This window comes from Sphingopyxis sp. BSNA05, from assembly GCF_013265645.1.
Lineage (GTDB): Bacteria > Pseudomonadota > Alphaproteobacteria > Sphingomonadales > Sphingomonadaceae > Parasphingorhabdus.
In genome coordinates, this window is the sequence record NZ_PYIA01000123.1 from 13,321 (window position 1) to 37,020 (window position 23,700).

A 23,700-nucleotide genomic window follows, 5' to 3' on the forward strand; every position below is an offset into this window, starting at 1 on the left:
CATAGGCCACCGGTGCAACGCAAAGCTCTCCCCTTCCCCATAGGTCGCACCGAACTTGTCATCATGATGGCCAGCCTGATGTCGCTGAACGCGCTGGCGATCGATATCATGCTGCCAGCCCTGGGGCTGATCTCCGACGACTTTTCCCTCCCCAGCGTCAATGACCGGCAATGGACGATAACATCCTATATTTACGGCATGGCGATCGGCTCGATCCTGTACGGGTCGCTGGCGGACCGATACGGTCGCAAGCCTGTGCTGCTGGTGACCATCTCCATCTACACTATATTTGCCATATTATGCGCGCTTGCCTGGGATTATCAGTTGCTGCTGATCGGCCGTTTCATCCAGGGGCTGGCCGCCTCGGCTATGGGCGTACTGGCGAACAGCATTATCCGGGACCGGTATGACGGCGACGCCATGGCGCGGTCGATGTCCACCATCATGATGGTGTTCATGATCGTCCCGATCACGGCGCCGCTGGTCGGGCAGATGGTCCTGGATGTTGCGCCCTGGAAGGCAATATTTCTGGTTCTGGCTACCGCGGGCCTGGCGACCTTTCTATGGGTGAGCAGCCGCTTGCCCGAGACCCTGCATCCCGACGACAAGACCCCGATCCGGTTCAAATCTGTCGCCTCGGCCTGGTATAATGTGATCTTCAACCGCAACAGCTTCGGCCATGTCATCGCCAGCGGCCTGATGATGGCCCCGCTGTTCGCCTATATCGCCTCGGCACAGCAGATATTTTTCGACATATTCGATGCCGGCGATATTTTTGCCTTTATTTTCGCCTTGAGCGCCGGCGCGATGTCGATCGCCAGTTTCACCAATTCGCGGATCGTCATGCGCTTTGGCGCACGCCGGGTCTCGCAATCCGCGCTGATCTTTTTCATCTTCGTATCGATCGTCCATTTCATTCTCGCAGAGGCTGACATGCTCAATCTGTGGTCGTTCACAGCGGTACTGGTGCCCTCGATGGCAATGGTCGGTTTCACCGGAGCGAATTTCAGTTCCATCGCGATGCAGCCGTTCGGCAAGACGGCCGGCGTGGCTTCCTCTTTCCAGAATTTTTCCCGCTCCGGCCTGTCGGCAATGATCGGTGCAGCGATCGGGCTGCAATTTGACGGCACGGTCTTGCCGCTCGCCACGGGCTTCATGGTCTGCGGCATCGCGTCGCTGGCCTTTGTGTTCTGGGCCGAAGAGGGCAAATTGTTCCGGCGCGTTCAGATTGGCGTAACCCGGGACAAGCTAGCAAAGCTCGACGATTTATAGAAATATCCCGAAAATCGGAGATATCGCCGGGGAGCTTGATCATGCCTAAACGGAACGCCGGTATGTTAGCGGCAGGACTGGCCTTTGCCGCCCTGACGGTTGCCGCTCCGGTACAGGCCGCGGATTCGATCCAGGGTGAATGGATCACGCAAGACCGCGATGCCATCATCAAGATTTCAAAATGCGGCGCCAGCGTCTGTGGCCGCATCCATAAATATCTGGTGCGGCCGCCAAACGGAGTGAGGCAGAAGGATGTCAACAATCCCGACAAAAGCCTGCGCAGCCGCACCCTGCTCGGCATGGCGATTTTGACCGGGTTCAAACCCGATGGCGATATCTGGCGCGGCAAGGTCTATGATCCGAAATCCGGTAGAACCTATCGTTCGGAAGTCAGCCTGAACTCGGCCAACAGTCTGAAGATGAAAGGCTGTGTCGCGTTTTACTGTCAGGGACAGAACTGGACCCGGGTGAAATGATTGTTTGTTAACCTCAAGCGCCGGGCGGGCGCATCCGCGCCCTTGGCTACGCCCCGGTTCGAAACTGACCACAATTGGGAGAGCCTGACCGACGCGAAGCGGAGGCAAGCGCGACCGCGCGTCGGGCATTAGCCCGCCCTGTCGGAAGCGTGAGCGGAGCGAACTGCCGCGAGACAAAATACATAGGTCCGGGCCCGCGCTTGAGGTCAAAAAACATCCCCTATTCCATCTCCGCGATCCATTCGCTCAGCAGCGCGACGCCTTCGTCGTGGACGATGGAGCGCCCGACTTCCGGCATGGAGATGCCGGGGTCGAGGCTGTTCAGCCGGTAGATCATGATGCTGCCGTCCGGATCGCCCGGCGCGATGTCGAAATCATGGGTGCCGCTGCCCCGGCCCGCGGCGACCGGGCGTTTGTGGATGCCGATACGGACCGGCATGTCTTCCTCATAGGTCAGGAACAGGCCCGAGTTGCTCGCTGAACCGTTGACATTATGGCAATGGGCGCAATTGACGTCGAGATAGCCGCGCGCGCGGTCGTTCAGCGGTGCGCCGGTCTCGCCCCAGAGCGGCACGCGATATTCAACCTTGGGCGTCCGGTCGATCAGTCCTAGCTTCGCAAATTTCTCAAGCTGCCCGTCATGGGTCAGATTGCGCGCCTTGGGGCCTATCGGCGTCACCGCGTCCGACAGGGCGTGGCATTCCTTGCACTGGTTCTTGTTCGGCACCGCATAGCTGGTCGACCGTTCCCGCCCCGACGGGTCGGTAAAGGTCACCGGGATGCGCGCCCCCGCTACTTTCAATTTCGCCTCGGTCTGCGCTTCGTTCCAGACATAAGGCAGCGCCAGCCAGCCGTCGGCGCGGTGCAGCAGCACCCGCGTCTCGAGCAGCATCGGCTTGCCGTCGCGCTCGTAACCGAAGCTTTTGATCAGCGCCGACCCCACCGGGAATTCGAGCAACCCGTCGCCATTCGCATTCGCCTGCTGCCCCTCGGGCACATAGATGAACCGGTATTTCTCCGCATAGTCCGAAAACAGCGGCATGTTCAGCTGATAGGGCACCACCCGCTCGTTCGGCTGCCAGCCGGCGGCATCCTTGAAGAAGCGATAATCCGACAACATCCGCGGCAGGCCGTCGGACAGGATCACCCCGTCGGCCACGCCCGCAGGCTCCCGCGCGCCCGCTGTAAAGGTCAGCGCCAGAACCGCGCACGCAGAAGCCAGCAACCGCATTATTGGATCGCGTCTTCCATCGCCTGCGGCAAGGTGATCGGTTTCAGCTGCCGCCCGTCAAACGGCTCGCTGGCGCCCGGCACCAGCGACGGCTTGGCTTCGGCCAGCGACTGGCCCGGTGCGGTCAGCCCCAGGGACAGGATCGCCACATCATCGCCGACCAGGATATTTTCGCCCGTGCCATCCTCGATAATCGGCGGAATAGCGCCACCAAAGGCGGCTTTCAGCATATCACCCCCGGTAAAAACCGGATTATAGCCGGCCCGGCCATGGTCATTCTCGAACACCCGCACGCCGATTGGCTTGGGGTTATAATTGGGGTCATCCTGCCCCTTGGTATAGGAAACAATCAGGACATTGCCCGTGCCATTTTCGGCGAAACGGTTTTCAAACACCTCAACCTCATAATGGGACATCACCATGACCCCCATGCCGGCGGGCACATCGGCGACGATATTGCCTTCCGGTGCAAAATTCGGAGTGTTGTTGTCGACCACGATATTGTCGAACACGCGGACATTGCGGCCGCCTGTTTCGGGATATTGGGCAGATCAAAGACCAGGATGCCGCCGGTATTGTTGACCGCGACATTATTATAAACGTCCGCGCCGACGCTGTTCTCGATCTCGATGCCGGCGACGTTGAACTTCGCCACGCTGTTGCGGACGATGATATTTTCCGACTGGCCGACGTAAATCCCGGCATCGGAGGAACCAATCGTGATCACGCTGTCGACCAGTATATTGCTGCTTTCCACCGGATAGATGGCATAGGCGCCATTGTCCTTATGCGGGCCACGGGTCCATTCGACCCGCACCTTGTAATAGACGATATTGTCCGCGCCTTTCGACTTGATGCCGTCGCCCTTGCTGTCCTCGATCGCAAAATCGCGCAGCACCACATGATCGGACGTCACCAGCAATCCCTCGCCCGCGCCAAGCTGTCCGGCAAAATTGAGCACCGTCTGGTCCATGCCCGCGCCGCGCACGGTCACATTATCAACATCCAGAGAGAGACCGTCGACCAGATCGAACCGGCCCGCACCCAGTTCCACGACATCGCCAGGCTCGGCTAGAATCAGGGCCTCCTGCAGCCGCTCCTGCGCATCGTCTCCGGCTTCTACATTGATGGTTTTGGCCAGCGTCGGGGCACTCAGGCACAGCGCGGTGGCCACCAATAGACTGCGTATCATATCTCTCTCCTCCAGGAAGCCGAGATAATGCCGCAAAAAGCGGTGATGCCAAGGGCATTGACACCAATGTCAGTAATCAGCGGAAGACGGGACTAGCCCTCGGCGAGAATCCATTCGATCGCCGCGTCGGCGTGGATTTCGGTGCTGTCGTAGATCGGCAGGATATTCGCCTTGGTATCGACGATCAGATCCAGCTCGGTACAGCCCAGCACGATTGCCTCTATCTCCTGCTTGGCAATATTGGTGATATAGGTTTTCATCGTCCGTTCGGAATCGCGCTTGGCCTGGTTGAACATAAGCTCTTCGTAAATGATCCGGTCGATCTCCTCGACCCGCTCCTCGTCCGGCGGCGACAGGGTGATGCCCTTGCCGACCAGCCGCTTGCGGTAGAAGCCCTCGGTCATCACATTGCGCGTACCGATCAGCGTGGCCGACTTGATACCGTCGGCGACCATCCTGTCACCGACACAATCGGCGATATGCAGGATCGGAATACCCACTTCGGGCTGCACCTGGTCATAGATCTTGTGCATCGCGTTGGAACAGATCAGCACCGCGGTGGCGCCGCTATTTTCCAGACGCTTGGCCGACCGGGTCATCAGACCGGCGGCCGCATCCCAGTCATCGTCCGACTGGAGCCGGGCATAATCGCTGAAATTGACGCTTTCGATCAACATATGCGGACTGGCAAAGCCGCCGAGGCGGCTTTGCACGATCCGGTTGATCCGCGTGTAGTAGCTGGCGGTCGACACCCAGCTCATCCCGCCAATCAGGCCAATTTTACGCATTAATGTTACATTCCCTGAAAAATCGAAGTCGGCGTCTAGAGCGCCTTTACGATTTCTTCGCACATTTTCTTCGCGTCGGAAAGTAACATCATGGTCTGGTCCATATAAAAGACCTCGTTGTCGACCCCGGCATAGCCGACGCCGCCCATCGAGCGCTTGACGAAAAAGATCGTCTTGGCTTTCTCGACATCGAACACCGGCATGCCGTAAATCGGCGATCCCTTGTCGGTTTTCGCCGCCGGATTGACCACGTCATTCGCGCCGATAATGAAGGCCACATCGGCCTGGGCAAATTCGCTGTTGATATCTTCCAGCTCGAACACCTCGTCATAGGGGACATTGGCTTCGGCCAGCAGCACGTTCATATGACCAGGCATACGACCGGCAACCGGGTGGATCGCATATTTGACGCTGACGCCTTGTTCTTTCAGCATGTCGCCCATTTCGCGCAGCGCGTGCTGGGCCTGCGCCACGGCCATGCCGTAGCCCGGAATGATGATCACATTCTCGGCCTGTTTCATCATATAGGCGGCGTCCTCGGCCGAACCGCGTTTCCACGGACGGTCGATCTTGGCCGCGCCTTCCGACGGACCGCTGTCAGCACCAAAGCCGCCCGCGATCACGCTGATGAAGCTGCGGTTCATCGCCTTGCACATGATATAGGACAGGATCGCACCGGACGAACCCACGAGCGCGCCGGTAATGATCATCGCGGTATTCCCGAGTGTAAAGCCCATCGCCGCTGCGGCCCAGCCGGAATAGCTGTTCAGCATCGACACAACCACGGGCATATCCGCGCCGCCGATCGGGATGATCAGCAGGAAGCCGATCAGGAAGCTGAGGCCGACGATGGTCCAGAAGATCGCGCCCGTACCAACGGTGGGGGCAATGGCGAAATAAGCGGTCAGACCGATGATTCCGGCAAGTACGCCCAGATTGATGACATGACGCAGCGGCAGCATGATCGGCGCGCCCGACATATTGCCGTTGAGTTTCAGGAAGGCGATAACCGAACCGGAGAATGTAATCGCACCAATGGCGACGCCGAGGCCCAGTTCTACGCGGCTCACGGTCAATATTTCACCCGTCGCATCCAATATGCCAAAGGCACCGGGATTGAGATAGGCAGCGATACCGACCAGCACGGCGGCCATACCGACCAGGCTGTGGAAGGCTGCAACCAGTTGCGGCATATCGGTCATCGCGATCCGGCGGGCGGTCACAAAACCGATGATACCACCAATGGCGATCGCACCGGCAATTTCCGGCAGGCTGGCGATGCTGTGGGTCCACAAGGTCGTGACCACGGCAATCAACATCCCGGCCATGCCGAACCGGTTACCCGTACGGCTCGATTCGGGCGATGACAGGCCGCGCAACGCGAGAATGAAAAGCACACCCGCAATCAGATAGGCCGCTGCAACCCAGGGGTTTACCGGTTCACCGGACGAAGCAAGCGCCGGGGAAGCGGCAAAAATGTCATCCCGGCGAAGGCTGGGATCCAACCCGCTATCGATGCGATACGGCGCCCTTGGTTTAGGCCCCAGCCTGCGCTGGGGCGACGATCAAAAGAAGCACCCATTATTTGCGCTCCTTTTTCTTATACATTGCGAGCATCCGCTCGGTCACGGCAAAGCCGCCAAAAATATTCACACTGGCCAAGACAACGCCAACCAGACCCAGCCATTTGGCGGTCTGCCCGCCATCCGCCTGCGATCCCGCCGCCGCCGCAATCAGCGCGCCCACGATAATCACCGAAGAGATCGCATTGGTCACCGCCATCAGCGGCGTGTGCAAGGCCGGAGTCACCGACCAGACAACATAATAGCCGACAAAACAGGCCATCACGAAAATTGAAAGAATTGAGATAAAATCCATTGCTAACCCCCTAGTTCGCCAGAAGGCGCTCGTTCACGACCTTGCCATCCTTGGTAAGCCGTATGCCAATTGTTACCTCATCATCATCGGGCAGAACCGGGCGCCGGCCTCTTCATCCCAATAAGCGCTGAGGAAATTATAGAGATTGCGGGAAAACAGCGCCGAGCTGTCGGCGGCCATCATCGCCGGAATATTCTGCGCACCGACAATCTTCACGCCGTGCTTCTCGACGACCTTGCCGGCAACAGCGCCTTCGACATTGCCGCCCTGCTCGGCCGCCAGATCGACGATCACGCTGCCGTTGCGCATCGTCGCAATCTGCGCGTCGGAAATCAGGCGCGGTGCGGCGCGGCCCGGGATCAATGCGGTTGTAATCACAATATCCTGCTTGGCGATATGGCTGGACACCAGTTCGGCTTGCGCCTTCTGATATTCCTCGCTCATTTCGGTGGCATAGCCGCCCGAGCCTTCGCCCTCGATGCCTTCGACCGATTCGACAAAAATCGGTTTCGCGCCGAGCGACTGGATCTGTTCCTTGGTGGCGCTGCGCACGTCGGTCGCGCTGACCTGTGCGCCCAGACGCCGGGCCGTCGCAATCGCCTGCAATCCGGCAACGCCGACACCCATGACGAAACAGCGCGCGGCGGACACCGTGCCCGCTGCGGTCATCATCATCGGAAAGGCGCGGCCATATTCATTGGCGGCCAGAATGACGGCTTTATAACCGGAAAGATTGGACTGCGATGACAGGATATCCATCGACTGCGCGCGGGTGATCCGTGGCATGAATTCCATCGCCAGCGCATCGATGCCCAGCTTGGCATAAGCGTCGACCCGTTCGCGCTCGCCGAAAGGATTGAGGCTGGCCACCAGCCAGGCGCCTTTTTTCATACCCTTCAGCGATTGCGGATCGGGACCCTGAACGGCCAGCACGATGTCGGCATCCTTCAGGACGGCAGCCCGCGTGCCGACCGTTGCGCCCATATCGGTATAATCCGTATCGGCGACGGCGGCAGTTTCGCCCGCCCCCTTCTCGACAGCCATGGTGGCACCCAGGGCAATGAACTTCTTGACCGTTTCGGGGGACGCACTCACGCGCGCTTCGCCATCGGCGAGCTCCTTCAATACCGCAATTTTCACACTTGATTCCAATCCGTTAGGAAATGAGTATAACCACCACTATGGCCACGATGGCGGTCAGGATCGTGCCGACTTTCAGCATCGACAAAAGCTTGTGTAGGTTTCCTGGGCCGGGCCCAGATTATTATCGGATGTCATGATGTCCCCATTTCTCGTTCTTAACTGGCGCGAGGTCTAACCGCATATTAGCGACTGCTCAAGTCCTACCCACCGTCATTTTGGATAGAATAAATGTCTGTCCTTTAATCGGCTCTTTACCGGTTGCCGCTATGAAAATGCTTCATTGTGGGACAATCGGGAAAAAATGGCACAAAACGGCACAAAGTTACTGCTGCTTATCGATGATGAGCCGGCGCAATGCCGGTTGATTTCGGCACTGGCCTCGCGCGTGGGATTTCGCACGATCTACGCGCGCGACGCGGAAACCGCGATAGCGACGCTCGGGACGCAGGACGGGATGATGCTCGACGCGATCATCCTCGACCATTGGGTACCGGGTTCGGAAGCCACCGAACTGATTGCCGAACTGAAAGCCCGCCGCCCTGCCCTGCCGATCCTGATGCTGACCGCGGTCGGCTCGATCGCCGAGGCGGTCGACGCCGTGCGGGCCGGCGCCACCGACTATCTGATCAAGCCGGTAGCCCCCGAGCTGATGCTCAAGGCGCTCGACGCCGCCGTTGAATCCTCGCGCGAGGACGGCGAGTTGCGCCCGCTCACCGAAAAATCTCGGTGCCGCTGGAATTTGAGGAAATCGTCGGGGCGGCCCCGGCCTTTCGCGCGGCGCTGGCGATTGCCGCCAAGGCTGCCCGTGCCCGGGTGCCGGTGCTGATCGAAGGCGAAGGCGGGGTTGGCAAGGAAGTCATTGCCGATGCCATTCACGCCGCCAGTCCGCGCGCTAAAATGCCGATGTTGAAGCTGAATTGTGGCGCGATTACCGGAAATCTGCTCGATTCGATCCTTTTCGGTCATGAAAAGGGCGCTTTTACCGGTGCTTTCGACCGCAAGATCGGTCTGCTCCAGCAAGCCGAGGGCGGCACGATTTTCCTCGACGAGGTCGACCGGATCCCGCCGGAAACCCAGGTCCGCCTGCTGCGTTTCCTGAAACATTCGGATATCCAGCCGCTTGGCAGCCCGAACAGCTTCCAGCTCGACGTCCGTGTCATCGCCGCGACCAACCGCAAGCTGGAGCGGGAGGTGGAAAAGGACAATTTCCGCGAAGATCTCTATTATCAGATGAACGTGGTCCAGCTGACCATTCCGCCGTTGCGCGATCGTACCGGCGATATTCCGGCTCTGGCCCGCCATTTCCTGGCCCGCCTCGCGCTGCAGCCCGGCCTGCGCAGCCTCGGCATTACCGACGAGGCGCTGAACCTGCTGCGCAGCTATCGCTGGCCCGGCAACGTCCGCCAGCTGCAGAGCGTGCTGTTCCGCGCCGCGGTCATGTGCGACCATAATGCGCTGAGTTGTGATGAATTTCCGCAGATCGCGTCCTTTGTCGCCGAATCCGGGGATGCCGAACCGCATCTGATGAACAGTCCGGAAGGCATTGGCATCACCCTTTATTGCGAAGACGGCAATTTGCGGCCGCTGGAAGAAATCGAGGCCGATGTGATCCGCCTCGCCATCGGCCATTATCGCGGCCGGATGACCGAAGTCGCGCGCCGCCTGGGCATCGGACGATCGACTCTCTATCGCAAGCTGGCCGACCTGGGTATTGATAACGCGGCATAATTTTTCAGAGCGCCTGTTGGAATTTGACATTTTCGGCCATTTTCCAACAGCATCGGGGCTTCGGCAATTGCTGCCCTCTCCAACATCGCCATTGATGTTTCGCCTCGCTGCTCTTAAGTCTGGCTGATATGAAAAACATGCTTCCAAATCTTCCATTCGGTGCCGCCCTGACGCTGGCACTGCTCCTTTCGGCCTGCGGAAAACAGGAAGCGGTCGGCGATGTTCCGTCGAGCGAGGAACTGGCGCGACAGGCAGACGCTGCAAGCCAGGCGATCCGCGACGAAGCGGCAGCGGCGGAAGGCGACGGCGCGACAGCGGCCGTCGATCTCACCAGCATGGAAAGCTATACCAACGCCTTGCGCGGTTACACCATCATGGTGCCCGGTGGCTGGACGGTTGACGAATCCGCCAGCGACGACAATGGCCGGGTGTTTACCGAAACGGCAAGCGGCGCAAAACTGGCCGTCAGCTGGGTCGAAAACCGCGAAGACGCGGCCTGGAGCAAGGCGGTCGAAAATGTCGAGGATGGCAATGAAGCCATGGATGGCGGCGCCATCGGCAAGAATGAATATCGCGCTTCGGGAATATTGACCAACGGCCTGAAATCCAGCCAGCGGCTGCTCCGCAAGCCGGACGGCACGATGGTCCAGGCGGAGGTCACCTATTCCGCCGATCAGGCAAAGGCGACAGATCCGCTGGCCGTGGCTATTCTCGACAGCCTGACGCTGCAATAGCGCCAGCCTGCTGATATCCTAGCGGTTTAGCTTGGCTTCCAGAAAGCTCGGCATCGGGCCGTTCCAGCCGTCATCGATATCCTTGCTGTCCTGAACAACCGGCGGTTGTTTCTCTTCAGACCTGGCGGCTGACACCGGTTTTTCGGGGCATCGTCCCGCCGCGGCTTCTTCGGGCGATCATCCTGCCGCGCCTTTTTCGGAGCATCATCGCGGCGCGGGGCTTTTGCCCGTGCCGGTTTTGGCGCCGCCGGTTCGCTGTCGGTCTTTTCAGTCGCTTTTCCGCCAGTCCCGGCCTTGCGTTCCTTGCGAACGGCGATCTTCATGCCGGTCAGCTTTTCGATACTATCGACATGTTCGGCATCGCTTCGGGTGATGAAGGTTATCGCAACGCCGGTAGCGCCAGCGCGGCCGGTCCGACCGATCCGGTGGATATAATCATCCGGATGCCATGGAATATCATAGTTGATGACATGGCTGACGCCCTTGATATCCAGCCCGCGGGCCGCAACATCGGAAGCGCACAAGATATTGATTTCCCCCGACTTGAACCGGTCCAGTTCGGCGAGACGCGAGCTCTGGTCCATGTCGCCGTGAATCTGTCCGGCATCAAAGCCGTCCTTGCGCAGACTCTGGCACAGATCGCGCACTTCGGTCTTGCGGTTACAGAATATGATCGCGGTTTCGACGCCCTCATTGTCAAGGATGTCGACGAGCAGCTTGCGCTTGCCCTTTGGCGCGACTTCTATCAGCGACTGGTCGATCGAGGTATTGGCCGTTGCCGGGCGCGAAACCTCGATATATTTCGGGTTGTTGAGAAACTGGTCGGACAGCCGCTTGATCGGCGGCGGCATCGTCGCCGAGAACAGCATCGTCTGGCGGGTCGATGGCAGTTTCGAGCAGATCGATTCGATATCGGGAATGAAGCCCATGTCGAGCATCCGGTCCGCTTCGTCGATGACCAGCAATTCACAGCCCGACATCAGGATACGTCCGCGATCAAACAGATCCATCAACCGTCCAGGTGTGGCGATCAGGACATCGACGCCCTTTTCCAGCGCCTTGATCTGGTCGCCCATCGAAACACCGCCGATAAGCAGGGCCATGCTGAGATTGTGGTTCTTGCCATATTTCTCGAAATTCTCGGCAACCTGAGCGGCCAGTTCGCGGGTCGGCTCGAGGATCAGGGACCGCGGCATGCGGGCACGCGAGCGGCCATGGGCGAGAATGTCGATCATCGGCAGCACGAAGCTCGCCGTTTTACCAGTGCCCGTCTGGGCAATGCCGATGATATCTTTCATCATCAGGACGGAAGGGATGGCTTGCGCCTGAATCGGCGTCGGTTCGTCATAGCCAGCTTCGGCTACGGATTTCAGCAGTTCTTCAGACAGGCCGATATCGGCAAATTTCATAGTGGTTCCGGAAAATATAGGATGCAACCTTGCACCCTGTCTTAGCCTCTCGGGCTGTGCCGGGCAATGATCGCATATCCGGGATTTGTCAAGCTTTCTCGCTTGGTCTAGCGTTCCGGCACCAGTTCCCGGAACCGGTCGATCTCGCATTTCGCTCCGGTTCGCGAGTGGAGGATATCCCGGCCGGTGCATATTTTGCCGTCATCCGTTTTCTCGACATAGAAACCCGAATAGAAGCTGCGCGCCTGGCATTTGTCCTCGAGCAGGGCCCGGATTCTCTTGCGATCCTTAGTGATCAGGTCGAGATAGCGGTCGGAAAACATCTGCACGCCGAGTATATTGTTCATCGGCACGCATTTGCCCATTTTCTTTTCGCGATAGGTCTTTTGCACGGTTTCGCGTGAAAAATCCGCCATCGGTGCAAGCGGCGCGGGGCGACGGCGAGGCACGCGTATGATCACCCGCTTCTCGATTCGCACTTGTGCAAGGAGCAGCGGCCGCTCCTCCACATGGACCATGGCCGAGTCTGCAGACGGAATCTCTACCGGCTGCATCTCGCGCGCATCCGGCACAGAGAGCAGCAATATTGCTGTAAGTGACAGGCTCACCATAATCCCTTAACTAACCCTTGCCTTGCCTATATCAGCAGTGATTGAATATTGCATGAACTGAGAATTTTCCATCTGTTACCATCCGGGCGATCCCCTGGCAGGGCGGAGCCGCGATAGCGAACAGGTGGCACGACCGCAGAGGAATTGGAATATGCCAAAAAGGCAGAATGGCTCGAAGAAATGCAGGCAGTTGTCGGGGCGAAAGGATTCACCCGGGCCGGTGATGACATGGCGCCTTGGCTCACCGACTGGCGCGGTCGATATACGGGTGCCGCGCTGGCCATGATCTCTCCGGCGAACACGCAAGAAACGGCTGAAATTCTGAGGATCGCCAACGCAAACGCCGTGGCTGTCGTGCCGCAGGGCGGAAACAGCGGCATGGTGGGCGGGGCAACACCTGACAGCGGCGGCCAGTCGATCCTGCTTTCGCTCCGCCGGATGAACCGGATCCGCACGATAGCGGCCGAGGACCAGCTGGTCCTGTGCGACGCTGGCGTGATATTGCAGAATCTGCACGAAGCGCTGGCGGCCGAAGGGCAGAGATTCCCGCTGACTCTCGGTGGCAAAGGCTCGGCCACGGTCGGCGGCCTGGTTTCGACCAATGCCGGCGGCACCCAGGTGCTCCGCCACGGAACCATGCGCTCGCTGGTCACCGGAATCGAGGCCGTGCTGCCCGACGGCAGTATTTTTGACGGACTCGCGGCGCTGAAAAAGGACAATCGCGGCTATGACCTGAAGCAGTTGTTCGTCGGCGGAGAAGGCACGCTGGGCATCGTCACCGCCGCGACCCTCAAGACCGTACCCGCGCTGGTGGATCGCTGCGTATCCTGGGCCGCGGTCGACAGCACAGACGCCGCGTACGAACTGTTCCGTTTTCTCAACAAACGGACAGCCCAATCGCTTGAAGGTTTCGAGATCATCCCGGAAACCTGCCTGGAATCGGTGTTGCGCCACATTCCCGGCACCCGCGCGCCGCTGGAAGGGAGCCATCGCTGGCATGTCCTGATCGAGATCGTGCGCGATCAGCCGGATGCAAAGGATCCCGGGTCCATAACCGAAAGCCTGCTGGCCGAAGCGATGGAACTGGACCTGATAGAGGATGCAACTCTCGCGGCGAGCGAACAGCAGGCCGAGGATTTTTGGAAAATCCGCGATTCGATTGCCGAAGCCGAGCGCGCCAACGGGCCGGCCCTGCAGCATGATATCAGCGTGCCGGTACCCGGCATGGCCCGTTTCATCAACGAGGCGTCCCCGGTTGTCGAAGGCAAATTTCCTGGCACGAAAGTCGCCGCTTTTGGCCATATGGGAGACGGAAATGTCCATTTCACGTCAAGGCGCCAGCGGGCGTACAACCGCAAGAATGGATGCGGGACTATGCGACGCAGATAACGCCGCTGGTCCATGACCTCGTCATCGCAGCCGGCGGATCGATTTCAGCAGAACATGGAATCGGGCAAAACAAGCGGGCGGAACTGGAACGCCTGTCTTCCGATGCACGGCTGTCGATGCTGCGCGCGATAAAACCGCGATTGATCCCAAGAACATTATGAACCCGGGCAAACTCGTTCCCCTTGCGTCCGGTCAGTCTGGCTCTTAAAGCGCAAGACAACTATTCGGTTTCAACAGTAATTTTCGGAGAATATAACTATGGCGAGCACGCCGAACGCACAGGCCCTACCAATGTTCTACAAGGACCTGGTTCCGCTGAATTCCAACGAACATGCCACGTGGAAAGTCAAGGGGCTGGACAATGCATCCTTCATGCAGTCGCAGCACGCCATCCCTATCACCACCGACGAGTTCATCAATGCAGCGCGCAACTATCCGATTGTCTTTTCGGTCGGCAACAACAGCGTTCCGTTGATTCTCATGGGTCTGAACGAAGGCGTGAACACGTTCATGAATGACGAAGGCCAGTTCAGCGAACCCGCTTATGTTCCGGCCTATGTCCGCCGTTATCCCTTCATGCTCGCGAAATTGCGTCCGGAAGCCGAAGAACTGTCGCTATGTTTCGATCCGACGACCGACGCCATTGGTGACTATAAGGAAGGCGACGCGCTGTTCGACAATGATCAGCCCAGCGAAACCACAAAGAACATCCTGAATTTCTGCGAACAATTCGAACAGGCTGGCCAGCGGACCGGTCAGTTCGTGCAGGAACTGGACAAGATGGGATTGTTGATGGACGGCGAAGTCTCCATCCAGCAGACCGGCGTTGAAAAGCCTTTCGTCTATCGCGGTTTCAAGATGGTCAACGAAGAGAAACTGCGCGATCTGCGTGGTGACGAACTTCGCAAGATCAACCAGAACGGTATCTTGCCGCTGATCTATGCCCATCTCTTCTCGCTACAGATGATGCGCGAAGTATTTGCGAAACAGGTTGCTGCCGGCAAGATGCCACAGGTTACCGAAGCACCTTCCGTACAGGTTTAACCGCACAAAGCAGCCTGCTTCGACCGGTTTGGCCGAAGCAGGCAAATTTCATTGTCATTTTTCCGCGTCGGGGGTCTTGCAACTCGATGCGACTAGGCCCACATTGACGATGTACCGGTTCGCATCCCCCGATCGGATCGGCACCGGCATTCCTTCCGAATGCCACCTCCCTGAACCTTGGCCACCTCGCCGAACCGGCGAGGTGGTTTTTTATGGAAAATCCCTCATTCCGCCGCTTCGAGCTGGTCCTGACCAGTCAATTGTTCCGCCAGCATCGCGCAGCAGTTGCGGATCAGCTCCGCGATCGATCCGGCTGCGGCTGTCGGCTCGCGCATTGACGAGTCGAGATAGAGCGAACGATCCACTTCCAGCTGGAATGCATGAATATTGCGCGACGGATTGCCATGCCGCTCCAATATATAGCTGCCCGAATAGGGATGGTTGGTCTGGACAGAATGGCCTTGTCTCCGGAAATGCTCCGCGGCCAGCTCGACATAGCGCGATTCGCAGCTACGCCCGAAGCGGTCACCCAGAACAAATCCTATCTTTCTTCTGTTGTCGTCCAGGACAGGCGGCATGCTATGCAGATCCAGCAGAAGCGCGCACCCGAATGTAGAGCGAATGCGGTCGAGCTGATGCGCAACCATCAAATGATAGGGCTCGTGATCTTTCTCGATCCGGTCCACGACATGCTGGTGGGACCATTTGTTCCGCCACAGGTTTCCCGCCCCGTGCAGCCGGCGCGGCAACAAGCCCAGGCCGCCCCTCACTTTTCTGCTCATCTGGCCAGTCTGCGATGGATCCATCCCGATCACCATATCCGGATCGATTTCCGAGCGGTTGCGATTGAGGTCGATCCAGGCCCTCGGTTTACGGGCAATGATTGCCGGAAAGCCGGATGCGATGGCCGCGGCCGCCAGCCGATCCGAATAGCGATCTTCCAGCCGCAGCAAATGGGACGCGGGGACATTCAGATTGTCGAGAAGTTCCGGCGGATATTCCCGACCGGCATGGGGCACGCTGACCAGCACCGGGAAGCGGAGCGCCTCGAGATTGGACAGGGAATGAATGGATGCCGGCGACTCTGCCTGGCCGGGGACGGGATTAGCCATATTCGATCCCCGGAAAAGCAGCTTTCATCGCCAAAATATTCAATATCTTCGGAAAAAATTAACCGATTTGCACTTATATACCGGCCTCGGCATAAAGGCAGGCCTGTAATCAGGCATATTCGGGAAGGCGCGACACAATGATTCGGATTCTCCTCGCGGAAGATGAACGGGCGATGCGTGAGCATCTTACACGGGCGCTGGAGAAAGCCAACTATGAAGTTGTCGCTGTAGACCGCGGAACCGCTGCGATACCGCTGCTCGCCGAGCAGAAGTTCGATCTGCTGCTCACCGATATCGTGATGCCTGAAATGGACGGAATCGAGCTGGCCCAGCATTGTGCGTCGGTCTGCCCGGAGACACAGGTCATGTTTATCACCGGCTTTTCCGGCGTGACATTGCGCGCAGGACAATCGGTTCCGAAGGCGAAAATATTGTCCAAGCCCTTCCATTTGCGCGATCTGGTTATGGAGGTGGACCGGCTGTTCGAGCCCGACAGTATCAGCGACCTGAATTAAGCCTTGCGCCAGTCGAAACGGCTGGCTAGAGGGCCTCCAGTGTGGGCGTATAGCTCAGTGGTAGAGCACTTCGTTGACATCGAAGGGGTCGGGAGTTCAACTCTCTCTACGCCCACCATTTTCCACACAATTCAGGCAGCAAGCGCGATCGCGCTGCCGGTATCCTGACTCGGCGGATGCCCGTACCAGCTGGTATAGGCGCGGGTGAATGCGCTCAATTCGCTATAGCCCAGCTTGGCGGCTATTTCCGAAAGATTCCGCGTGCCTTCGAGGAAATAGAGATGGCAGGTGTCGCGCCGGACCTGCTCCAGCAGCTGGCGGTAGGACAAGCCTTCGGCGACCAGTTTGCGGCGCAACGTGCGCTCCGCCATGCCGAAAGTGATCGCAGCCGCATCAAGGCTGAGCCCGGACTTGTCGAGCAGATACAAGAGATATTCGTAGGTCAGTTTCGCGAGATTCTCCCGCTCGAATCGGGTGCGTGCGAAAAAGGCCTCCTGCCGCCTGACCGCCGAAACGATCGCCGGGTTGTGGCGCTGGATCGGCATGGACATCGCCATATGATGATATTCGAGATAGGTGGATGGGCGATTGAAATGGCAGGGAATCGGGGCCCTGCTGGAATTTTCGCTCGGGAACCCCCGGAAGCCGTCGGGCCGGCGGTGAGCGAAATGCGCGGCCTTTACGGTTCTGAACCGGCCCTCGGCCAGTACTTCTCCGCATTGGTGGACCAGCGCGAAAATGATGTGGACCAGGTCCGGAGAAACCGGCTTGTCCGAATTCCAGACCAGCCGGTCACCGGATGAAAGCGGCAGCAGTTTGACAACCGGCTTGTCGCCGCCGAGCCTTTGTTCTGCGACAAGATGAAGCAGGGCTTCACCGAACTGGGTTGGAAAAAGCCGAAAATCCGCGGTCGGAAAAGCCCCGTGGCACCATCTTGCTGCCGATTTCCGAATGGATGTCCGTGCAATTGAGTTCTTCCTGGGCCGCAGCGCAGAGGCTGGCAATCGCCTGGTCATCTAGTTGATAGCCGGGATCGCGCAGTTCCGCCTCGGAACAATACAGCGCACTCAACAGCTGCGGCTTGCGGGCCTGGAGGGCATGACAGCTGAGATAGGCGCGATAAAGAAACGGCGCCGCGATCTTCAGACTATTGGGTGCCGGATATTCCATGGTTCCAAGCTAGGAGCCGAAGTGCATTTCGCTCAACTGGCTTTCGACAAGGATGTAAAATCGGCGACGAATATGTCAATTATGGTTAATTCGCGAACCGCGGCAGCGCGTTCAGTAGCGAATGACCGATGCGCCCCAGGTGAAACCGCCGCCCATGGCTTCCAGAACCAGCAAGTCTCCCGCCTTGATTCGACCGTCCCGAACGGCGGTATCAAGAGCCAGCGGAACCGAAGCCGCCGACGTGTTGGCATGCATATCGACGGTCTTGATCACCTTCTCCGGTGGAAGATTGAGCTTCTTGGCGGTGGCATCCAAGATCCGGGCATTGGCCTGGTGCGGCACGACCCAGTCGACATTGTCGACCGATTCGCCGGACTCCTCCAGCACCTCTTTCAGCACCGAAGACAGGTTGACGACCGCATGGCGAAACACCTCGCGACCTTTCATGCGCAGCTTGCCGACGGTTCCGGTGGTACCGGCGCCGCCATCAACATAAAGAAGCTGGTTGTGCGCCCCATCGGCGTGCAGGCGAGTGGCCAGAACGCCTTTGTCCCCCTGTTCGGCAGCCAGTACGATCGCGCCGGCCCCGTCGCCAAAGAGGACACAGGTTCCCCGGTCTTCCCAGTCGAGTATCCGGCTGAAGGTTTCCGCACCGATGACCAGCGCATTTTGCGCGCTGCCGGCCCGGATCATGCTGTCCGCCACGGACAGCGCGTAAAGGAAACCGGAGCAGACGGCAGCGACGTCAAATGCGACGCAGCCGTTGCACCCCAGTGCATCCTGAACGATCGTGGCGGTTGCCGGGAAAGTCTGGTCGGGGGTGGCGGTGGCAACGATGATCAGATCAATGTCAGCGGCGCTGAAACCAGCGGCCTTCATCGCCTTGTCCGCGGCCTCGGTGGCGAGCGTGGCGGTCGTTTCATCATCCTCGGCGATATGCCGGAATTTTATGCCCGTGCGCTCGACGATCCATTCGTCTGTGGTGTCCACACGCTTGGCCAGATCGGCATTGGAAACGCGGGTGCGCGGCAGTGCCGAACCGGTTCCCTTGATGACAGACCGTCTGGAGGCATCGTTCATTTTGCTACCTCGGCTACCGGTGCTGCTTCGCTGATTGTCTTCAGATCTTCGCTGATCCGCTCGAGAATGCTGTCCTCGACCAGCCGCGCCGCCACTTCGACGGCATTGGCCACGCCTTTTGCATCCGCGCTGCCGTGGCTTTTGACGACCACGCCATTGAGACCCAGAAACACGGCGCCATTGTGATTGTTGGGATCGAGATGCCCCCGCAACATTTCCGTCGCCGGGCGGGATATCAGAAAGCCGATTTTTGACCGCAGGCTGCTCAGGAAGCTCTGCTTCAGCAGATCAGTAACAAAGCGCGCGGTACCTTCAAGAGCCTTGAGCGCGACATTGCCGGAAAACCGTCGGTCACGATCACGTCGACTTCACCGGTCGAAATCTTGTCAGCCTCGGTAAAGCCGAGAAAATCCATATGCAGGCCGCCAGCGCCTTTCAGCGTGGCAGCAGCTTCCTGGATCGTGCCGGTTCCCTTTGCCTCTTCGGTGCCGATATTCAGCAATTTCACCTTGGGACGATCAAAGCCGTGCATGATGCGGCTATAGGCGGCCCCCATGACGGCAAACTGCACGAGGTTGCGGCTGTTGCATTCCGTGTTGGCGCCCAGATCGAGCATCACCACGTCCGTGTCCTTCATCGTCGGCAGCAAAGCCGACAAGGCCGGCCGGTCGATACCCGGCATGGTGCGCAGCGCCAGCTTGGCGATGGCCATCAGCGCACCAGTGTTGCCGGCACTCACCGCAGCACTGACCTCGCCGCTTTTTACGGCATTGACCGCCATGCCCATGGATGTTGTCTTGGAACCGCGCAGCGCCTGGCCTGGCTTGTCGTCACCGGACACGACATCCGGTGCGTGCAGGATCTCGGACGCAGCGCTGAGATTGGGATGCTCCTTCAGCGCTTCGCGAATCTGCGTTTCGTCACCAACGAAAAGAAACTGAAAGCCGGCGTGACGGTGTCGCGCAAGCGCGGCACCTGCAACCATAACGCGCGGGCCTTCATCTCCGCCCATCGCATCAATCGCGATTCGCGGCCTCATTCCCACCAGCTATTCCCCTTGATTGCGCGTCAGAAGCCGAGAGACTAGCCGATTAAAGATCGGCGGCCAAGACTTCCCGGCCATTATAATGACCACAGCTGCCGCACATATGGTGCGGACGCTTCAATTCGCCGCAGTTCGGGCATTCCTGATAGGCTTCGACTTTCAAAGCATCATGTGACCGGCGCATACCGCGTTTGGAGGGCGTCGTTTTTCTTTTAGGTACAGCCATTGCTAAGCCTGTTCTTTAAAATTTAAAAATCCATAGCATGCTCAATATGCTGATCGGCCAAGTCTGACAAACAGTCTCTGATTTTGCAGAGAATCGCTTGGCCTTGGTTCAACAGATTGCACGCGAAATGGCGCGTATAATGATTTTCCTGTGCGTTGCAAGCATTGTGCTTCTATAGCAGGCCTATAATTTTCATATATTTGGGGGACAAGATGATTTTACCGATAACATTGACCGTGGCGGGCGCAGCAGCGCTGATAAATATCTGGCTGATGATCCGCGTCGGGCAGGTCAGGGCCAGCGAAAAAGTCAGCGTCGGTGACGGCGGCAACGAGAAAGTCATCCGCCGAATGCGCGCGCACAGCAACTATATCGAGAGCGCCCCCTTTGTCGTACTGCTCGTCGCGGCGATAGAACTCGCCAGCACAACTTCTCCGACATGGCTGTGGATCGTCAGTGGCCTCTATCTGCTCGGTCGCGTCGCCCATGGGGTCGGTATGGATGACGGAAAATTCGGCAAGGGCCGAATGATCGGCACGCTTGTGACCATGTTGGTGCTGCTCGGTCTTGGCGTTTACGCGGTTAGCATTCCCTATCTCTCGGCCTAGCTAACGGGTTGGCGAACGATGGGGCTGTTCGGACCCAAAAGTCCGCTCGATACAGACGAGTGGGACTGGCAGCTCGCCAGCTTCAAATGGCTGATCATGGAATTTGGCGGGATCGAGAGGCATCCGGCCAACCGGCTGGTGCTGCCTGAGGAATCGTTCTTTCCCAAGACGAGTACCGACCCGTCCCGGAAAGCGCAGAAGATTTTCGAGCAGGTAAAAATGCTGGCCGGAATGGGCGACTGGCCCACAAGGCTGGTGCAAGGCGACCAGACACGCGAGATGATCCTGGAGTCGGGCCAGATGGTCAAACATGACAGCCATGCGCCAGCGGGGGAATATCGGTTACTGAAAGCCGATGACGGGGAATATTATGCGCAGATCAGCTTTAATCCCGCCCAGCTTGGCGATCCGGCAAAACTGATCGCGACCTTTGCCCATGAGCTGTCCCATTATCTTATGAGCACGGCGAAAACAGCGCCACCGGGTGGCTGGGAAGTGCACGAACTGACAACCGATCTCTGTTCGGTCTATCTGGGATTCGGAATCTTCATGGCTACCAGCGCATGGAATTTCGCGGCCAGCAACGAAGGCTGGCAATATGAGCGACAGGGTTATCTGAACGAACGGATGCTGATCACCGCAATGGTAATCTGGGAGACTCTGGCGAAGCGGGATCCTCTCGAAGCGCTACCCTATCTGAAGCCCCATCTCGCCAAGGACACAAAGATGGCCAACAAATTTGTTCAGAAACGCGATCTGCTCGATGAACTCATGTCCACCGACCTGTCACTCTTCGCCGGCGGTGAAACCGCAGCCGAGGATAGCGGCACTGTCTAGCGCGCCGCCAGCACGTCATCGGCAACAAACGCATTGGTCTTGCGTTCATAGCCGAACTGGCTGGTCGGGCCGTGGCCGGGGATGAAAGTCACATCGTCACCGAGCGGCCAGAGCTTCTGGGTGATCGCGTTGATCAGATCCTGATGATTGCCGCGCGGGAAATCGGTGCGGCCGATCGAACCCTGGAAGATCACATCGCCGACCACCGCCAGCCTTGACGGCTGATGATAGAAAATCACATGGCCCGGCGTGTGTCCGGGGCAATGGATGACATCGAGCACCAGATCGCCAACGGTCACCTGGTCACCGTCATTCAACCACCGATCGGGGACAAAGCTCTTCGCTTCCATGCCATAGCGCGCGCCATCGCTGTCGAGCTGGTCAATCCAGAACAAATCATCCTTGTGCGGCCCTTCGATCGGGATACCCAGTTCTTCGGCCAGCATTCCCGCCTGCCCGCAATGATCGAGATGGCCATGGGTGATGATGATCTTCTCCAGATCAACGCCATGCTCCTCGATTGCCGCTTTCAGCCGGTTCAAATCGCCACCGGGATCGCTCAATGCGGCCTTGTTGGTCTTGGTGCACCAGAGGAGCGTGCAATTCTGCTGGAGCGGAGTGACCGGAATAATCACGGCCTTGAGGGGTGCTTCTGTCATGACAGGCTATTTGGCGGCGCGATGCGCAACTTGCAAGGCCCCAAAATGGAGAGCCGCTATAGCCGCCGTCCCGTCCATACCACCCGCCCGATGATGTTCACGCTTTCCGCGCTGACATCTTCCCAGTCCGGATATTGCGGATTGTCGCTGCGGATCGAGAGTTTTCCCGAAGGCCCATGGCGATACGTTTGACCAGCAACACGTCATCCATGCGCAGCACATAGATGCCGTCGCGCAAGGGCCGGGAAGCAGCGCTGTGGTCGACCATGATATCATCGCCATCGCCCAGCGTCGGGTCCATCGAATCGCCGTCGACCGCGATCAGCGACAAATGCGCAGGATCGACGCCCAGTCGCCGGAGCCATTTGGGGCCGAAACCCATCGATTCGGCATATTCGTCATCTGCCAGCGATCCCGGGCCAGCCGATGCGCCGACCTGCAACTGCCTGATTCGCAGCAGGCCATCCCGCGCGTCCCGACCTGCGCGACGGGATTCGCGTATGGCCGGAGCCCCGAGCAACCGCTCTTCCACACCGAAAAATTCCGCCAGCCTGCGCCGGTCATCCTCGTCCAGTTTTTAGGGACACCGCGGCGGATATATTGCTGGATATAGGCTGCGTTCTTGCCGAGCATCTTCGAGATCGCGGCAAAACCATGCCCGTTCTTGTGGATCAGATGTTCGAGATTGGCACGGGGATCGTCCGACATGATGACCGCAACATAGTGGTACTGGCCGAAATTGGCAATAGGAATTTTCCTAGACATGTAGGAAATCTCATTTCAAATAGGATTTTCCCTATTTAACGAGTCGCCAGAGCGAGCGACCGGCAGCGAGAAGGAGGTCAAGGGTGCCACTATTGCGAAAAATCGAGATATTCCTGCGTGAAACCGACATGTCCTGGACGAAATTCGGACGATTATCGGTTCGCGATCCGCGCTTTGTCCAGGACCTGCGCAACGGACGCCAGCCCGGACGAACCATTTCGGAGCGAGCGGAAAATTTCATGCAAATGTGGCGGACTGAACATGCCGGCTGAGCATGCGCGGCGGAGAGCCCGCCTTCGCGATCCCGGTGCGTTGCTGACCCGGCAGATGGCAGCGCTGGCCGGCGACCATGCTCGCGTCACGCTGAAACGCGAACGTCCCTGGGCGAGTATCACCTTTTCCGGCACGCGCCACTATTTCGCGGTTGAAGGGGACGGGGCGGCCGAACCTGCAGAAATGCAAAGGCTGGCCGCAACGCTGCCGGACCATGAATTCTCGATTCCCGGCCATTTTGTCGCAGATATTTTGGTCACCGACCACAGCGACAAGCGATTGCTGGTCGAGGCCCTGTCGATCATTGATCCCGTGGAGCCCCCGAGAGACGGAAGATGATCAGCGTTGGGCGGTCATTTTTCCAATGTGCCGAGCGCAGCCTTCAACGCCGCATCCATGTCGGCCTGCCGGCTGGCTTGCGGATCGCTTTCGACCGACTCCACCGACCGCAATGGCGGAATGGCCACCGGAGCGGGCTCTTCGGATATTTTTCAACCGGGGCCATCTCGACAGGG

The 23,700-nt window shown here is 58.6% G+C and carries 22 protein-coding genes, 1 tRNA gene and 5 pseudogenes; 12 read left to right on the plus strand and 16 right to left on the minus strand.

From position 1 onward, the window contains the following. The first annotated feature begins 63 nt into the window (after positions 1-63). Both C8024_RS14695 and C8024_RS14700 read left to right on the plus strand, forming a co-directional pair. Positions 64-1,272 carry a multidrug effflux MFS transporter gene (locus tag C8024_RS14695; RefSeq protein ID WP_173206559.1) on the plus strand — a complete coding sequence of 403 codons (1,209 nt, stop codon included), beginning with the start codon at positions 64-66 and terminating at the stop codon, positions 1,270-1,272. A gap of 41 nt (positions 1,273-1,313) precedes the next feature. After that, a complete protein-coding gene (locus C8024_RS14700; RefSeq protein ID WP_254305976.1) occupies positions 1,314-1,748 on the plus strand; it encodes a DUF2147 domain-containing protein in 435 nt (144 codons plus the stop codon). A gap of 220 nt (positions 1,749-1,968) precedes the next feature. Here C8024_RS14700 and C8024_RS14705 read toward each other — a convergent pair whose 3' ends face one another. From C8024_RS14705 to C8024_RS14730, 7 genes and pseudogenes are all read right to left on the minus strand, one after another. Beyond that, positions 1,969-2,979, minus strand: a complete 1,011-nt coding sequence (locus C8024_RS14705) for an SO2930 family diheme c-type cytochrome (protein ID WP_173206562.1) — start codon at positions 2,977-2,979, stop codon at positions 1,969-1,971. Further along, on the minus strand, positions 2,979-3,476 hold the full coding sequence (locus tag C8024_RS22015; protein WP_254305977.1) for a hypothetical protein: 498 nt from the start codon (positions 3,474-3,476) through the stop codon (positions 2,979-2,981). Before C8024_RS22015 ends, C8024_RS14705 begins: the two co-directional genes overlap by 1 nt. Continuing rightward, the gene (locus C8024_RS14710) at positions 3,395-4,171 is read right to left on the minus strand and encodes a parallel beta-helix domain-containing protein (RefSeq protein ID WP_254305978.1); all 777 of its coding nucleotides are present in this window, start codon (positions 4,169-4,171) and stop codon (positions 3,395-3,397) included. Before C8024_RS14710 ends, C8024_RS22015 begins: the two co-directional genes overlap by 82 nt. 92 nt (positions 4,172-4,263) lie before the next feature. After that, a complete protein-coding gene (locus C8024_RS14715; protein ID WP_100093658.1) occupies positions 4,264-4,959 on the minus strand; it encodes an aspartate/glutamate racemase family protein in 696 nt (231 codons plus the stop codon). 35 nt (positions 4,960-4,994) lie between these two features. Then, positions 4,995-6,437 (minus strand): NAD(P)(+) transhydrogenase (Re/Si-specific) subunit beta, encoded by a 1,443-nt coding sequence (locus tag C8024_RS14720; protein ID WP_173206598.1) that lies wholly within the window; start codon positions 6,435-6,437, stop codon positions 4,995-4,997. A 103-nt stretch (positions 6,438-6,540) separates the two neighbouring features. Next, a complete protein-coding gene (locus C8024_RS14725) occupies positions 6,541-6,837 on the minus strand; it encodes an NAD(P) transhydrogenase subunit alpha (protein WP_066743604.1) in 297 nt (98 codons plus the stop codon). 10 nt (positions 6,838-6,847) lie between these two features. Then, positions 6,848-7,977, minus strand: a pseudogene (locus C8024_RS14730) (NAD(P) transhydrogenase subunit alpha). Between the two features lie 304 nt (positions 7,978-8,281). On the opposite strand from C8024_RS14730, the pseudogene C8024_RS14735 reads away from it, so the two are divergent. Both C8024_RS14735 and C8024_RS14740 read left to right on the plus strand, forming a co-directional pair. Beyond that, a pseudogene (locus C8024_RS14735) lies at positions 8,282-9,708 on the plus strand (sigma-54-dependent transcriptional regulator). Between the two features lie 128 nt (positions 9,709-9,836). Continuing rightward, positions 9,837-10,442: a hypothetical protein gene (locus C8024_RS14740; protein WP_173206564.1), complete on the plus strand. Its 606-nt coding sequence runs from the start codon at positions 9,837-9,839 to the stop codon at positions 10,440-10,442. A 26-nt stretch (positions 10,443-10,468) separates the two neighbouring features. Here the strand turns inward: C8024_RS14740 and C8024_RS14745 are convergent, their stop codons facing one another. Together C8024_RS14745 and C8024_RS14750 are read right to left on the minus strand one after the other, a co-directional pair. Next, entirely contained in the window at positions 10,469-11,851 is a 1,383-nt protein-coding gene (locus C8024_RS14745) for a DEAD/DEAH box helicase (RefSeq protein ID WP_173206567.1), read from the minus strand. 107 nt (positions 11,852-11,958) lie between these two features. Continuing rightward, positions 11,959-12,459: a hypothetical protein gene (locus C8024_RS14750; RefSeq protein WP_173206570.1), complete on the minus strand. Its 501-nt coding sequence runs from the start codon at positions 12,457-12,459 to the stop codon at positions 11,959-11,961. Positions 12,460-12,642: 183 nt separating this feature from the next. On the opposite strand from C8024_RS14750, the pseudogene C8024_RS14755 reads away from it, so the two are divergent. Both C8024_RS14755 and C8024_RS14760 read left to right on the plus strand, forming a co-directional pair. Then, positions 12,643-14,059, plus strand: a pseudogene (locus tag C8024_RS14755) (FAD-binding oxidoreductase). 50 nt (positions 14,060-14,109) lie between these two features. Then, positions 14,110-14,895, plus strand: coding sequence for a SapC family protein (locus tag C8024_RS14760; RefSeq protein ID WP_173206573.1), 786 nt, complete (start codon positions 14,110-14,112; stop codon positions 14,893-14,895). A 224-nt stretch (positions 14,896-15,119) separates the two neighbouring features. On the opposite strand, the gene C8024_RS14765 is transcribed toward C8024_RS14760, so the two are convergent. Then, complete coding sequence (locus C8024_RS14765; RefSeq protein ID WP_173206576.1) at positions 15,120-16,007, minus strand: N-formylglutamate amidohydrolase; 888 nt, start codon at positions 16,005-16,007, stop codon at positions 15,120-15,122. Between the two features lie 137 nt (positions 16,008-16,144). On the opposite strand from C8024_RS14765, the gene cpdR reads away from it, so the two are divergent. Together cpdR and C8024_RS14775 are read left to right on the plus strand one after the other, a co-directional pair. Continuing rightward, positions 16,145-16,522, plus strand: a complete 378-nt coding sequence (cpdR, locus tag C8024_RS14770) for a cell cycle two-component system response regulator CpdR (protein ID WP_100093648.1) — start codon at positions 16,145-16,147, stop codon at positions 16,520-16,522. Between the two features lie 43 nt (positions 16,523-16,565). Further along, positions 16,566-16,640 (plus strand) — tRNA-Val (locus tag C8024_RS14775). A 13-nt stretch (positions 16,641-16,653) separates the two neighbouring features. On the opposite strand, the gene C8024_RS14780 is transcribed toward C8024_RS14775, so the two are convergent. From C8024_RS14780 to rpmF, 4 genes and pseudogenes are all read right to left on the minus strand, one after another. Then, on the minus strand, positions 16,654-17,538 hold the full coding sequence (locus tag C8024_RS14780) for a helix-turn-helix transcriptional regulator (protein WP_173206579.1): 885 nt from the start codon (positions 17,536-17,538) through the stop codon (positions 16,654-16,656). Between the two features lie 265 nt (positions 17,539-17,803). After that, on the minus strand, positions 17,804-18,772 hold the full coding sequence (locus C8024_RS14785; RefSeq protein ID WP_173206582.1) for a beta-ketoacyl-ACP synthase III: 969 nt from the start codon (positions 18,770-18,772) through the stop codon (positions 17,804-17,806). Next, positions 18,769-19,811 (minus strand): annotated as a pseudogene (gene plsX, locus C8024_RS14790) (phosphate acyltransferase PlsX). The gene C8024_RS14785 and the pseudogene plsX overlap by 4 nt, the downstream one beginning before the upstream one ends. A gap of 52 nt (positions 19,812-19,863) precedes the next feature. Then, positions 19,864-20,043, minus strand: a complete 180-nt coding sequence (gene rpmF / locus C8024_RS14795; protein ID WP_100093644.1) for a 50S ribosomal protein L32 — start codon at positions 20,041-20,043, stop codon at positions 19,864-19,866. A 212-nt stretch (positions 20,044-20,255) separates the two neighbouring features. On the opposite strand from rpmF, the gene C8024_RS14800 reads away from it, so the two are divergent. Further along, positions 20,256-20,651 (plus strand): MAPEG family protein, encoded by a 396-nt coding sequence (locus C8024_RS14800; RefSeq protein WP_100093643.1) that lies wholly within the window; start codon positions 20,256-20,258, stop codon positions 20,649-20,651. An 18-nt stretch (positions 20,652-20,669) separates the two neighbouring features. After that, positions 20,670-21,488, plus strand: coding sequence for a hypothetical protein (locus C8024_RS14805; protein WP_173206585.1), 819 nt, complete (start codon positions 20,670-20,672; stop codon positions 21,486-21,488). Here the strand turns inward: C8024_RS14805 and C8024_RS14810 are convergent. Then, positions 21,485-22,147, minus strand: coding sequence for an MBL fold metallo-hydrolase (locus C8024_RS14810; protein WP_173206588.1), 663 nt, complete (start codon positions 22,145-22,147; stop codon positions 21,485-21,487). The two genes, C8024_RS14805 and C8024_RS14810, sit on opposite strands and share 4 nt — an antisense overlap. Positions 22,148-22,203: 56 nt before the next feature. Beyond that, positions 22,204-22,855 (minus strand): annotated as a pseudogene (locus C8024_RS14815) (helix-turn-helix transcriptional regulator). A gap of 140 nt (positions 22,856-22,995) precedes the next feature. Between C8024_RS14815 and C8024_RS14820 the strand changes: the two are divergent. Together C8024_RS14820 and C8024_RS14825 are read left to right on the plus strand one after the other, a co-directional pair. Then, complete coding sequence (locus C8024_RS14820; RefSeq protein ID WP_123906281.1) at positions 22,996-23,184, plus strand: hypothetical protein; 189 nt, start codon at positions 22,996-22,998, stop codon at positions 23,182-23,184. Beyond that, on the plus strand, positions 23,174-23,524 hold the full coding sequence (locus tag C8024_RS14825) for a hypothetical protein (RefSeq protein WP_173206590.1): 351 nt from the start codon (positions 23,174-23,176) through the stop codon (positions 23,522-23,524). Before C8024_RS14820 ends, C8024_RS14825 begins: the two co-directional genes overlap by 11 nt. Positions 23,525-23,700: the final 176 nt, after the last annotated feature.